Source organism: Brachybacterium sp. SW0106-09 (assembly GCF_001293905.1).
GTDB lineage: Bacteria > Actinomycetota > Actinomycetes > Actinomycetales > Dermabacteraceae > Brachybacterium > Brachybacterium conglomeratum.
Map to the genome: position 1 here is coordinate 1 of NZ_BCAK01000016.1, position 12222 is coordinate 12222.

Below are 12222 nucleotides of genomic sequence, written 5' to 3' on the forward strand. Positions count from 1 at the left end.
AAGCCAGAACGGCCCTTTTCGAGGTGGCCTCGACCACATTGCCCATTACGCCCTGCGGAAGTCTCCTCCTGTGCCTCGGTCGCGGCCTCCGAGGCGGCCCCGGTGCTCCCAGGAGATCTTCGTGAATGCTGCGCAGGGCATCCCCGGTGCCGGCGCCCCTCGGACCGTTGGCGTCCACGTTGCCCGTCCGCTCGTACCGCTGCGCCAGCCTCCTGATCCCCGGCGTCGTCCCGCTCCGGCGTTCGTCCTGGAACGAGCCAGCGCCCTTCCGGCTCGGTGCTCGGCCAGGGTCTCGATGCCGTTGCGCTCCCCCCAGATGCCTGACAGCCCACCGCCCCGTGACCCCGCATCGCATCCTGCGACTGCCGACCGCTTCGCTCCCCTGCTCGCCGGATGCTCTCGATCCTCGTCCTCTCTCACGGCCCTCGGGTCGGCATGACGAACGTGTCGCTCTGCGCCCATGTCATGCTGCTACGGGCCGGGGTGCGCGAACCGCGCGCCCCTCCCTCTGCTCGTCGGCCCGTGCGATCAGCTCCTCCGTGGCGAGTGTCCCCGTACGGGGCACCAGCTCTCCGAAGGGAGGAGTCATCGTCGGTCTCCGTGCCCGCACGGGCTGCGGTCCATGACCGTCCCGCATCGGAGCGGATCGTGACCCACCCGTGAGTCACCCCTTTGACATGGCCAGATCACGCGACCCCGCACTCTTCACCCCCGCTGCGACGTCATCGTTGCCCGCATCCCCTGCTGCAGCAACTGTCAGCTGGTTCCCGCGGGGTTCCCCCTTTACGCACTGTGGCGGCCCCGCACGGCGGGCGGCGCGGTCACCGAGGCCCCCACGGGGAGCCCCGCAACGCAGGGCCCGGCACCACCCGCACATCCCTGCTCCGCATGCCGCGCAGCACTCGCGGCACGGTGACTCCTCTCCTCCGCAGGATCTCGAACAACGCAGTTCAGCCCCGCCGCACGGCAGGTCGCGAGAGGAGACACCATCGGCCGCACACCTCTGGACGAGGGCGTCGGCCTCCCCGGCTCAGGCTGCGGCCCCATCCCGGGCTCGGTCTCCACCGACACCGGAACGATCCTCGCCCGCCCCGAGGGCGCCGCCCCGCGAGCCGGCGAGGGGATGCTGGGCTTCCTGTACTTCATCAGCAGGTTCGCCCGCATGCTCTTCGGGTCGGTGACATTGCCGCACTATGCTCTGGGCGGATGCTAGGGTCGAAGTCGATAGCCTGGCTACGTACGTCACCACGGACAACGGGAGGTCGCCGTGATCGGCACCGCTGCGACACGAACGGCCGGGACGGCTGACGAGGACCATGTGATCCTGCTGGACTCCGACGGCTCCCCCCGCGGGCTGGCCCCCCGCGCCACCGTCCACTCCATCGACACACCGCTCCATCTGGCCTTCTCCTGCCACCTGGTGCGCGAGGACGGGGCCGTGCTGCTGACGCGCCGGGCGCTCTCGAAGCGCACCTGGCCCGGAGTGTGGACGAACGCGTTCTGCGGCCACCCACGCCAGGGTGAGTCCCTCGAGGAGGCGATCTCCCGCCATGCCGCCGGTGAACTCGGTCTCCAGGTGCGGGAGGTGCGGCCGGCCCTGCCCGACTTCCGGTATCGCGCCGTCGACGCCTCCGGCATCGTCGAGAACGAGATATGCCCCGTCTTCACCGCGATCCCCCAGGGCGAGCCCGTGCCCTCACCCGAGGAGGTCATGGATCTGCGGTGGGTGACAGCGGACGAGCTCGCCGCGCTCGCACGCCTGGCGCCGTGGACGCTCAGCCCCTGGGCCGTCGCGCAGCTCGAGCAGCTGGGCGACCGGCTCGGACGTCTTCCGGCAGAAACCTCATGAGCATCCCCTGCCCTCCTGGCGTCGACCACGAGATCAGACGTCTCCTGCGTCGCGGCACCGCGCTCGGGGGCGCAGTGGCCTCCGCGGACCACCATCTGCTGTGGAACGCGCTCGGCGAGGCCACCGAGGGCGGAAGGAGATTCCGGCCCGCCCTCCTGCTGGCCACCCACGACTCCCTGGGAGGCTCGCGGCACGAGGCCGCGATCCAGGTCGCGGCGGCGGTCGAGATCCTGCACACGGCTTTCGTGGTCCAGGACGACGTGATCGACGGCGACCAGATGCGGCGCGGCGCCCCGAGCCTCCCCGCCTCCGTGGCCGCGCAAGTGCGCGGCGGGGGTGCCACCGCGCACACCGCACGCCGGGTCGGCGATGCTGCCGGGATCCTCGCAGGCGACCTCGGCCTGATCACGGCCCTGCGCGCGGTGGCCGGATGCTCGGCGCCTGCCCCCGTGGTCGCCGCTCTCCTGGACCTGATGGAGAGCTCGCTGCACGCCTCGGCCGCCGGGGAGATCGCCGATGTGCAGCTGCCGCTCCGGCCCGCCGAGCGGCCGGAGACGCTGCAGGAGGCGCTGACGGTCGCCGAGCTGAAGACGGCGGTGTACTCCTTCCAGCTCCCCCTCCACGCCGCCGGACTGCTCGCCGACGCGTCGCCGGACCGTCTCGAGGCGCTCGACGCGATCGGTGCTCTGCTCGGCATCGGCTTCCAGCTGGTCGACGATCTCCTCGGCGTCTTCGGCGACGAGGAGCGCACCGGCAAGAGCGCGCTGGGGGACCTGCGGGAGGGCAAGCGGACCGCCCTCGTCGCCCACGCCGCGACCACCGCTCACTGGTCGCAGCTGAGAACGCTGCTGGGGCGCGAGGACCTCACCGACGAGGAGGCGCGCAGCGCCCGTGACCTGCTCGCCGCGAGCGGATCGCGCGTCTGGGTCGAAGAGCTCGCCCTATGGCATCTGTCCAGCGCAGTCGACGCCGCTGCACGCCACGACCTCCCGCCCGCGTTCAGCGAGGCTCTCGCCGCCACCATCGCGGAGATCCACGCCGGCCTCGAGCTGCTGCTGCCGTCGGACGTGTCGGGAGGAGAGCCGACCGGGCCCGATCCCGTCGCGGCCGCCTGCTCGCAGAGCGCCGCCGCACAGCGTGACGCCGCCTCGCAGCGAGCCAGCGCATGAACGGCTCCGCCGGTCCCGACGCCCCGCTGGTGCTCGTCACCGGCGCGAGCGGGTACATCGTCGGCCGACTCGTGCCGGCGGCGACTGAAGCCACCGCGGTGTCAGCCGGGACCGGGGCCCCCGCGCCCTACCGCGCAGGGCCCGGCGCCGTTTCACCCACCGTCGACGACGAGGAGTCCGCATGACCGCCGCGAGCACCCCCGACCATTCGGCCGCCGCGCATCGCCGCCGGGAGGGCCGACGGCGCACCGGCCCCCGCCCGCTGGGCCGGCACCTCGCGGTGACCCTGGCCTTCCTACTCGCGATGGCGGGCACGGCCGTGGGTGTCGGCGCCTTCGGCGGAGCACCGATCGACGAGGCCGCTGGCGGCCTGCTCTCCGCCGACGCGACCCACCTCGCTCCCGCGCCCCCCGCCTTCCGGATCTGGTCGGTGATCTACCTGGGGCTCGGCGCGTACACGCTGTGGCAGTGGTGGGACCGGCACGACCACCGCGGGATCGCCGGCCTCACGATCGCCTCGCTGCTGCTGAACGCCGCCTGGATCCTCGTTGTCCAGGCCGGAGCGGTCGCGCTGAGCGTGCTGGTGATCCTGGTGCTGCTGATCGTGCTCGGCGCTCTGTTCCGTCGTCTCACGGCCAGCCCTCCTGCCGGGGCGGTCGAGCGGGTCGTCGTCGACGGCACCTTCGGGCTGTATCTGGGCTGGGTGAGCGTCGCGACCTGTGCGAACATCGCGGCGGCGCTCAAAGGCGCGGGCTTCTCGGGCTTCGGGGCTCCCGAGGTCCTCGCCGTGATGGTGCTGCTCGCGGTGGCCGTGGTCGGCGTGGCGCTGACCCGGGCCGGTCGCCGCCCGGTCGCCGCGCCCGCGGCGGTGGTCTGGGGTCTGCTCTGGATCGCGGTCGGCCGCGCGACCGAGGCGCCCTCGTCGCCGGTGGTCGCGACCGCCGCGGCGACTGTCGCCGCGGTGATCGTCCTGGCGACCCTGTTCGCCGTGCTGCGGCCGCCCCGGCGCCTCGAGGACGGGCACGGTCCCGCCGGGGTGCGGCCCTCCGACGGTGGTGCGCGATGAGCGCGCAGCGCCTCGCCCCGGACGCGCTGACCCTCTACGACCGGGTCGCGCAGCGCAGCGCCGGCTGCGTGATCGCCGGCTACTCGACCTCTTTCGGCTGGGCGACGCGCCTGCTCGAGGAACCCGTGCGCACCCATGTTCGCAGCCTGTACGCCCTGGTCCGCCTGGCCGACGAGATCGTCGACGACCCCGACTCGGGCCTCGACCCGGCCGCCAGGGCACGCGCCCTCGAGGAGCTCGCCGCCGAGACCGCTCGCGCGGTCGGCGGCACCCGCTCCACCAACCTCGTCGTGCAGGCCTTCGCCATCACCGCACGCCGCCACGGCATCGGCCCGGAGCTCATCGACCCCTTCTTCGGCTCGATGCGCGCGGACCTCACCGTCACCGCCCACGACCCTGAGAGCCTCGCGCAGTACGTGCACGGGTCGGCCGAGGTGGTGGGCCTCATGTGCCTGCGAGTCTTCGTCGACGGTGACGAGGCGGCAGCTGCGCGCCTGGCCCCCGCGGCGATCGCGCTCGGCGCCGCCTTCCAGAAGGTGAACTTCCTGCGCGACCTCGCCGAGGATCACGACGGCCTGGGCCGCGACTACGTCCCCGGGGTGGACGTGGACCGCCTCGACGACGCGCAGCGGGACCTGCTGCTCGACGACATCGACGCCGACCTCGCCCGCGCCGCGACCGCGCTGCCCCATCTCCCCTCCTCGAGCCGCGCCGCTGTCACCGCCGCGCACGGCCTCTACTCGGCGCTCTCCCGTCGACTGCGCCGCACCCCCGCGGCCCGGATCCGCCGCACCCGCGTGCGGGTGCCGGAGCCGGAGAAGGCCCTCGTCATCGCCCGCGCCCTGCTCGCGGCGCGCCGTGGAGCGGCCCGATGAACCGGCGGACGACGAATCCCGGCACCGGGTCACCACCCCGAGCCGCCGCCTCCGGGTCGCCGGCGGACGGATCCCGCCGAGCGCCCGACGGGTCCCGCCCGTCGGCCGTGATCATCGGCGGCGGCATCTCGGGCCTGGCCACCGCGGCGCTGCTCGCCCGGGACGGCCACGAAGTGGACCTGATCGAGGCGCGGGAAGAGCTCGGCGGCCGCGCCGGCAGCTGGGAGCGCGACGGGTTCCGTTTCGACACCGGCCCCTCCTGGTACCTCATGCCCGAGGTGTTCGATCACTTCCTGCGCCTGCTGGGCACCTCGGCGGCCGAGGAGCTGGACCTGCGCCCTCTCGACCCGGCGTATCGCGTCCTGTGCGAGGGGTACGAGGAGCCGTTGGACCTGAGCGCCTCCGCCGCCCGCAATGCCGACCTTTTCGAGCGGATCGAGCCCGGGGCGGGGCTGGGCCTGGCCCGCTATCTCGACTCCGCCGCGAGCACCTACGACATGGCTCTCGAGCGCTTCCTGTACACCTCGTTCACCTCGCCGCGGTCGCTGCTCCACCCCGCCGTGCTCGCCCGCGGCCCGCAGCTGCTGCGCCTGCTGGCCGAGCCGCTGGACCGCTTCGTCGCGCGCCGGTTCCGCGACCCCCGCCTGCGACAGGTGCTCGGCTACCCGGCTGTCTTCCTCGGCTCCTCCCCGGACCGCACTCCGAGCATGTACCACCTGATGAGCGCCCTGGACCTCACCGGCGGGGTGCAGTACCCCCAGGGCGGCTTCACCGAGCTCGTCGACGTCATCGCGCGGCTCGCGGTCCGTCACGGCGCACGCCTGCACACCGGCACCCGAGCCACCTGGGTCCTCACCGAGGACCACCGCGGCGGGCGCCAGCGCAGTGCGCACCTCGGCGGAGGGCCGGGCCGCCGCGCCGCGGCCCGCGGGGTCGAGATCCGCACGGCCGAGGGGGAGGTGCGCGAGCTGCGCGCCGACGTGGTCGTCGCGACCGCCGACCTCCACCACGTCGAGACCGAACTGCTGCCGCGGCGCCTTCAGACCTATCCCGCCTCCTGGTGGAGCCGCCGCACTCCCGGCCCCGGCGCGGTACTGGTGCTGCTTGGTGTGCGCGGGGCCCTGCCCGAGCTCGCCCATCACACGCTGCTGTTCACCCGGGACTGGGACGAGAACTTCGGGGCTCTGCGGGAGGGGCGGGTCCCCTCGCCCGCCTCGAGCTACGTGTGCCGTCCCTCCGCGACCGATCCGTCGGTCGCCCCGCCCGGTCACGAGAACCTCTTCGTGCTGGTCCCCGTCCCGGCCGACGCGTCGCTGGGACGCGGTGGCGTGGACGGCAGCGGTGATCCCGCGATCGAGGAGATCGCGGAGGAGGCGATCGCACGCCTGGCCGCGGAGGCCGGGATCCCCGATCTCGCCGAGCGGATCGTGGTGCGCCGCACGATCGGCCCTGGGGAGTTCGCGGAGGACCTCGGCGCCTGGTCCGGGAGCATGCTCGGGCCCGCCCACACCCTGCGCCAGAGCGCCTTCTTCCGGGCCCGCAACGCCTCGCGGCGGGTGGAGGGGCTGCTGTACGCGGGCTCGAGCACGCTGCCCGGGATCGGACTGCCGATGTGCCTGATCAGCGCCGAGCTGGTCGCGAAGCGACTGCGCGGCGACCGCTCCTCGTCCCCGCTGCCGGAATCCGAGCGCGTCGTGGGGGCGCGAGAATGAGCGGGATCGTGTACCTGCTGTGCCTGCTGACCGCGCTGGCCTGCATGGTGCTGCTGGACCGGCGCTTCCGCCTCGCCCTGTGGCAGGCCCCGCGCCGCGCGGCGACGGTGCTCCTCGCCGGGGTCGCATTGTTCCTGGCCTGGGACCTCGCGGCGATCGCGGCGGGCCACTACCGGATGGGCGGCAGTCCGCTGATGAGCGGGATCCTCCTGGGTCCCGAGCTGCCGCTCGAGGAGCTCGTGTTCCTCACCTTCCTCTGCTATGTCACGCTCGTGGTGTGGGGGCTCGTGGATCTGCTGCTCGGTCGAGGACGGCAGTCCCCGGCCCGACGGGAGGAATCATGAGCTACGCCGCCCTGGCCGGGCTCTTCCTGCTTCCCGTGCTGCTGGTGACGGTGCTGGCCGCCGTGCGGCGCCGGCCCGGACCGCGCTGGTGGCTGACCACCGCTGTGACGATCGCGGTGCTGCTGGTGCTCACGGTCGTGTTCGACTCGCTGATGATCGCGGCGGACCTGTTCCGCTACGCCGAGGAGGACCTGCTGGGCGTGCGGCTCCTCCTCGCCCCGCTCGAGGACCTCGCCTGGCCGCTCGCGGCTGGGCTGCTGCTGCCCTCGCTGTGGCTGCTGCTGACCCCCGAGGAGGAGCGATGAGCGTCCTGTCCGGCCCGAGACCGGGCACGCTGCCCCAGCTTCTGGGCACCTCGCGCCCGCTGAGCTGGATCAACACCGCCTACCCCTTCGCCGCCGCCTACCTGCTGGCCGGCGGGGGCGTCGACGCGGCGCTGCTGGTGGGCACGGTGTTCTTCCTCGTCCCGTACAACCTGTTGATGTACGGGGTGAACGACGTCTTCGACCACGAGTCGGACCTGCGCAACCCCCGCAAGGGCGGGGTGGAGGGGATCGTGCTGGACCGGCGCGTCCACCGCACGACGCTGTGGGCGGCCGGGCTCGGGTCGCTGCCCTTCGTCGTCGCGCTGCTGGTGCTGGGCGGTCTCGCCTCCGGGACGGTGCTGCTGGTCGTGCTCGCCGGGGTGGTCGGGTACTCCGCGCCCGGGCTCCGGCTCAAGGAGCGTCCCGGCCTGGACTCGCTGACCTCGGCGGTCCACTTCGTGGGACCGGCGGCGTTCGGCCTGGTGCTGGCCGATGGCCCGGTGGGCGCGACAGCCGTCGCCGCGCTGTCGGCGTTCCTGCTGTGGGGCATGGCCTCGCACGCCCTCGGCGCGGTGCAGGACATCCGCCCGGATCGCGAGGCGGGGATCGGCTCGATCGCGACCGTCCTGGGTGCGACGCGCACGGTGCGCCTGGTGCTGTGCCTCTACGCTGCGGCCGGCGTGCTGATGATGGTCACGGGGTGGCCAGCAGCGCTCGCGGGGCTGCTGGTGCTGCCGTATCTCGCGAGCGCCTGGCCCTTCCGCTCCCTGTCCGATGCCGACTCGGAGCGCGCCCACGCCGCCTGGCGCCGCTTCCTGCGCCTGAACCTGCTCAGCGGCTTCCTGCTCACGCAGCTCCTGCTCGTGATCGCGCTGACCGGCTGAGCCGAGGCGGGGACGGCGTCGGCGTCGGCGTCGGCGTCGGAACAGCATCGACGCCGACGGCCGACGGCGATCAGCCGAGCATGATCCCCGCGATCGTGGCGCTCATCAGGTTCGCGAGCGTGCCCGCGAGGATCGCCTTCAGGCCGAGCTGCGCGATCTCGGGGCGACGCTCGGGGGCGAGTCCGCCGAGCCCGCCCAGCAGGATCCCCAGCGAGGAGAGGTTCGCGAAGCCGGTGAGCGCGAAGCTCGTGATCGCGGCGGTCTTGGGGCTGAAGGTGTCGATCTCGGGACCGAAGCCGGCGAAGGCCACGAACTCGTTGACCACGATCTTCTGCCCCACGAAGCTGCCCGAGGCGACGGCCTCGTCCAGCGGCACCCCGATCATCACCATGATCGGCGCGAACACCCAGCCCAGGATCTGCTGGAATGTGAGGTCGTCGGCGCCGAACCAGCCGCCGACCGTGCCGATCAGCAGGTTGATCAGCGCGATCAGGGAGATGAAGGCGAGCAGCATCGCGCCCACGGTCAGGGCGAGCCGCAGCCCGTCGGCCGCTCCGCCGGCGGCGGCGTCGATGACGTTGCTGTAGGAGAGGGTGTCCTCCTCCTCGTCGTCCTCCGCCGACGTCGCGGCCGACGAGCTGCCCCCGGTGGGGGCGGGCGCATCGGACGTCGCGGCGGCGTCGGAGCGCGCGGCGGAGTCGACGGCGGTCGCGGAGATCGGCGCGGTCCCGTCGGCCGCGGCAGTGCCGGCCCCCGCAGCGGTGTCGTCGGCTGCGGCGGTCCCGTCGGCCGCCGGCGCCATGCCCTTGCCCTTCCTGCGGGTGGTCGCGGCCACCAGCTCGGCCTCGCGGGCGACGGCCTCGGGATCGTCCTCGGGCAGGAGGATCTTGGCCATGAGCAGGGCGCCGGGAGCGGCCATGAAGCTCGCGGCGATCAGGTACTCGAGCGGGGCGCCGAGCAGGGAGTAGCCCACCAGCACGGAGCCAGCGACGGTGGAGAGACCGCCCACCATCACCGCGAACAGGCCCGAGCGGGAGAGTCTGCTGAGATAGGGGCGGATGACCAGGGGCGCCTCGGTCTGCCCCAGGAAGATGTTCGCGGCCGTGTTCACGGACTCGCCGTAGCCGGTGCCGAGCAGCTTGCCGAGGGCGCCGCCGAGCAGCTGGACGATCCACGGCAGGATCCGCCAGTGGTAGAGCACCGCGGTGAGCGAGGCGAAGAAGATGATCACCGGCAGCACCTGCAGCGCGAAGATCGTCCCTTCGCCCTCGGCCGGCAGCAGCCCGCCGAAGAGGAAGGAGATCCCCTCGGAGGAGGTGTCGATGACTGCCTGGAATCCCGCGCTCACCTGCTGCAGCGCCCATCGGCCGGGGCCCCAGTACAGGACGATCACCCCCAGCACGAGCTGCAGCGCGAAGGCTCCCACGACGGTGCGCGGGCGGATGGCACGGCGGTTGCCGGACAGGGCGAAGGCGATGAGCAGGAGGCCTGCCATCCCTCCGATGCCCCAGAGGACGTCGAGCATCGCAGCACCTCGCAGAGAGTCGGGGACAGGGGCGCGGTCGACGGCGACAGTGTAGGGGGCGACCGGTACCGTGTGCGCCATGAGCCCCGGCCGCCCCGCCCACGTGAGGACCTCCTCCGAGGTCCTCGACGATGAGCAGCTGGTCGAGGAGCTGCGCAGCCTGCTCGCCGAGGAGGACTGCTTCGGCGAGCTCGCCGCGCGCATGGCGCTGCTGGCCGACGAGCGTCGCCTGCGGATCCTGTTCTGCCTGCACGCCCATCCCCTGATCCGCAGCTCGGACCTCGCCCGGGCGATCGGGGCGCACGAGTCCACCACCTCCCACGCCCTCGCACTGCTGCGGGAGGCCGGGTGGGTGCACGCCGTGCGGACCGGGCGCGTGGTGCGCTACGAGCTGGCGAGCGGCTTCGCCCACGACCTGCTGCACGAGCTCGGCTCCGGGCACCTCGACGACGTCGACCACCCGCACCACCACGCACACGACGGGCACCACGCGCACGGCGGACCGAGCGCGGACGAGGGCTCCGGTCGGCGCCCCAACGCCTGACACCGCACACCGCTCGGCGAGCCCGGGCAACCGCGGGCACGGCCCGCCCGGCCAAACGGCGATACTTGTAGGTTCGTGCAAGTGACGTCCTCAGCCCCTGCCTCGGCGACCCCGGCGAACGCCCAGGCCGGCGCCTTGCCGGCCGCCCACCCCGCGACCGGCCCCTCCCCCGACGCGCTCGGGGTCCGCTCGCGCGCCCGACGCTCCGCGCTGCTCCTCGCCGTAACTCCGGCGCCTTCGGCGGGACCGGCGGCGAGGACCTCGAGATCGCGACCGATGCCCTGGAGAGCGCCGGCGCCCTGCATCTGGCACGACGGGAGTTCGGCCTGCTCTCCGGCGGCGAGAAGCGGCGGGTGCTGATCGCCCGCGCCCTCGCCCAGCAGCCCCGTGTGCTCCTGATGGACGAGCCGACGAACCACCTCGACATCGGCTCCCAGCACCATGTGCTCGAGGTGGTGGGCGCGCGGGGGCTGGCGACCGTGGTGGTGCTGCACGACCTGAACCTCGCCTCCCGCTACTGCGATCGCGTGATCGTGCTGGACGGGGGCCGGGTGCGCGCCGAGGGCTCGCCCGTCGAGGCGCTCGAGGTGGGACTCGTCGGCGCGACCTACGCCGTCGCCGCCGAGCGCGCCCTCGCCGCCGACGGCACCACCCAGTTCCTCTTCCACGGCCCGGACGACGCCGCGGACGACGGCCACGGCTGACCCGTCGGCCCCGTCGACCCGACGACCACCGCCCTGGCGCCCCCGGTGCCGCAACTGCCCCGACCATCCCTGGAGCCGCCCCGATGACCCGCACCGCCGCCGAGGACCAACAGGCCTGGAACCGCTACTGGACCCGCTGGGCCGCCGAGTACGACGAGCACCAGCTCTCGCGGCTCTCCCTGCCCGGCGAGCGCGAGGCCTGGTCGCGGGCCTTCGGCGCCGCGCTGCCGCCCGGCTCGCGCGAGGTGCTCGACCTCGGCACGGGCAGCGGCAACGTCGCCCTCCTCCTCGCGGCCGACGGCTACGACGTCACCGGCATCGACCTCTCCCCCGGCATGCTCGCGCAGGCGCGGGCGAAGCTCGAGAGCCATCCGCACCCTCCGACCTTCCTGGAGGCCGACGCCGCGGATCCGCCGTTCCCGCACCGCAGCATGGACGCGATCGTCTCCCGCTATCTGCTGTGGACGCTGCGGGACGCCCCGACGGCGCTGCGGCGCTGGCACGAGCTGCTGCGCCCGGGCGGCGCGCTGGTCGCGATCGACGGGCAGTGGTTCGAGCCCGAGGACGACGGGGGTGCGCCGCCCGCGACCCCGCGCCAGGAGCATTTCGCCGAGGCCTACGACGCGCAGGCCGTGGACCAGCTCGCCTTCGCCCGCGCCGGGGTGGAGCGGATCTGCGCGGCCTGGGAGGAGGCGGGCTTCGTCGACGTGCGCGCCGACCCGCTGCCGGAGCTGCTCGAGCTCGACCGCGTCCACGGCGTCGCCCCGGGACACTCCCCGCAGCTGCTGCATCGCTTCTCCGCGCGCCGCGCAGGCTGAGCACCGCTCACGCCCTTCCGGACCTCGGACGACATTATCCCCTAGCCAACACTGTGTCTCACACACTATAGTGTGGGGCATGAGCGATGCTGTCGGCACCCACCTGCAGGAGCTGCGACGCGGCACGGTCGTGCTCGCCTGCCTGCAGCTGCTGCGCGAGCCCGGCTACGGCTACGCGCTGCTCGAACGGCTGGACTCCCACGGCCTGCCCACCGATGCGAACACCCTCTACCCGCTGCTGCGGCGCCTCGAGAAGCAGGGCTTCCTCACCAGCGAGTGGAACACCGAGGAGTCCCGGCCGCGGAAGTTCTACTCCACCTCAGCCGACGGGATCCGCCTGGCCGAGACCCTCCAGCAGGAGTGGCGCGCTCTGACCGAGTCGCTCTCCTCCCTCACAGAGCCCGACCCCGCGCACGAGGAGTCCTGA

14 protein-coding genes are annotated in these 12222 nt (G+C 73.3%); 13 read left to right on the forward strand and 1 reads right to left on the reverse strand.

Translation table 11 applies throughout. The features are described from left to right. The first annotated feature begins 1267 nt into the window (after positions 1-1267). The 9 genes from idi to Y09_RS08270 are packed head-to-tail and all read left to right on the forward strand — an operon-like array spanning position 1268 to position 8204. The gene (gene idi, locus Y09_RS08230; protein WP_234695674.1) at positions 1268-1849 is read left to right on the forward strand and encodes an isopentenyl-diphosphate Delta-isomerase; all 582 of its coding nucleotides are present in this window, start codon (positions 1268-1270) and stop codon (positions 1847-1849) included. Beyond that, entirely contained in the window at positions 1846-3018 is a 1173-nt protein-coding gene (locus Y09_RS08235) for a polyprenyl synthetase family protein (protein ID WP_053917283.1), read from the forward strand. The genes idi and Y09_RS08235 overlap by 4 nt, the downstream gene beginning before the upstream one ends. Beyond that, entirely contained in the window at positions 3015-3203 is a 189-nt protein-coding gene (locus Y09_RS08240; RefSeq protein ID WP_053917284.1) for a hypothetical protein, read from the forward strand. The genes Y09_RS08235 and Y09_RS08240 overlap by 4 nt, the downstream gene beginning before the upstream one ends. Beyond that, positions 3200-4084, forward strand: a complete 885-nt coding sequence (locus Y09_RS08245; protein WP_082358705.1) for a tryptophan-rich sensory protein — start codon at positions 3200-3202, stop codon at positions 4082-4084. The genes Y09_RS08240 and Y09_RS08245 overlap by 4 nt, the downstream gene beginning before the upstream one ends. Beyond that, positions 4081-4959: a squalene/phytoene synthase family protein gene (locus Y09_RS08250; RefSeq protein WP_053917285.1), complete on the forward strand. Its 879-nt coding sequence runs from the start codon at positions 4081-4083 to the stop codon at positions 4957-4959. The genes Y09_RS08245 and Y09_RS08250 overlap by 4 nt, the downstream gene beginning before the upstream one ends. Continuing rightward, a complete protein-coding gene (gene crtI, locus Y09_RS08255) occupies positions 4956-6671 on the forward strand; it encodes a phytoene desaturase family protein (RefSeq protein ID WP_148639586.1) in 1716 nt (571 codons plus the stop codon). Before Y09_RS08250 ends, crtI begins: the two co-directional genes overlap by 4 nt. Continuing rightward, positions 6668-7015: a lycopene cyclase domain-containing protein gene (locus tag Y09_RS08260; protein WP_053917287.1), complete on the forward strand. Its 348-nt coding sequence runs from the start codon at positions 6668-6670 to the stop codon at positions 7013-7015. The genes crtI and Y09_RS08260 overlap by 4 nt, the downstream gene beginning before the upstream one ends. Beyond that, the gene (locus tag Y09_RS08265) at positions 7012-7320 is read left to right on the forward strand and encodes a lycopene cyclase domain-containing protein (RefSeq protein WP_053917288.1); all 309 of its coding nucleotides are present in this window, start codon (positions 7012-7014) and stop codon (positions 7318-7320) included. Before Y09_RS08260 ends, Y09_RS08265 begins: the two co-directional genes overlap by 4 nt. Next, a complete protein-coding gene (locus Y09_RS08270; protein ID WP_053917289.1) occupies positions 7317-8204 on the forward strand; it encodes a prenyltransferase in 888 nt (295 codons plus the stop codon). The genes Y09_RS08265 and Y09_RS08270 overlap by 4 nt, the downstream gene beginning before the upstream one ends. Positions 8205-8274: 70 nt before the next feature. Here Y09_RS08270 and Y09_RS08275 read toward each other — a convergent pair whose 3' ends face one another. Then, complete coding sequence (locus Y09_RS08275) at positions 8275-9729, reverse strand: NupC/NupG family nucleoside CNT transporter (protein WP_053917290.1); 1455 nt, start codon at positions 9727-9729, stop codon at positions 8275-8277. Positions 9730-9808: 79 nt separating this feature from the next. Here Y09_RS08275 and Y09_RS08280 point away from each other — a divergent pair, with 79 nt between their 5' ends. The 4 genes from Y09_RS08280 (at position 9809) to Y09_RS08295 (ending at position 12222) form a co-directional block, all read left to right on the forward strand. After that, complete coding sequence (locus Y09_RS08280) at positions 9809-10273, forward strand: helix-turn-helix transcriptional regulator (RefSeq protein ID WP_053917291.1); 465 nt, start codon at positions 9809-9811, stop codon at positions 10271-10273. A 266-nt stretch (positions 10274-10539) separates the two neighbouring features. Then, positions 10540-10977: an ABC transporter ATP-binding protein gene (locus tag Y09_RS08285; RefSeq protein WP_281872287.1), complete on the forward strand. Its 438-nt coding sequence runs from the start codon at positions 10540-10542 to the stop codon at positions 10975-10977. A gap of 83 nt (positions 10978-11060) precedes the next feature. Next, on the forward strand, positions 11061-11795 hold the full coding sequence (locus tag Y09_RS08290; RefSeq protein WP_053917292.1) for a class I SAM-dependent methyltransferase: 735 nt from the start codon (positions 11061-11063) through the stop codon (positions 11793-11795). A 79-nt stretch (positions 11796-11874) separates the two neighbouring features. After that, complete coding sequence (locus Y09_RS08295; protein ID WP_053917293.1) at positions 11875-12222, forward strand: PadR family transcriptional regulator; 348 nt, start codon at positions 11875-11877, stop codon at positions 12220-12222.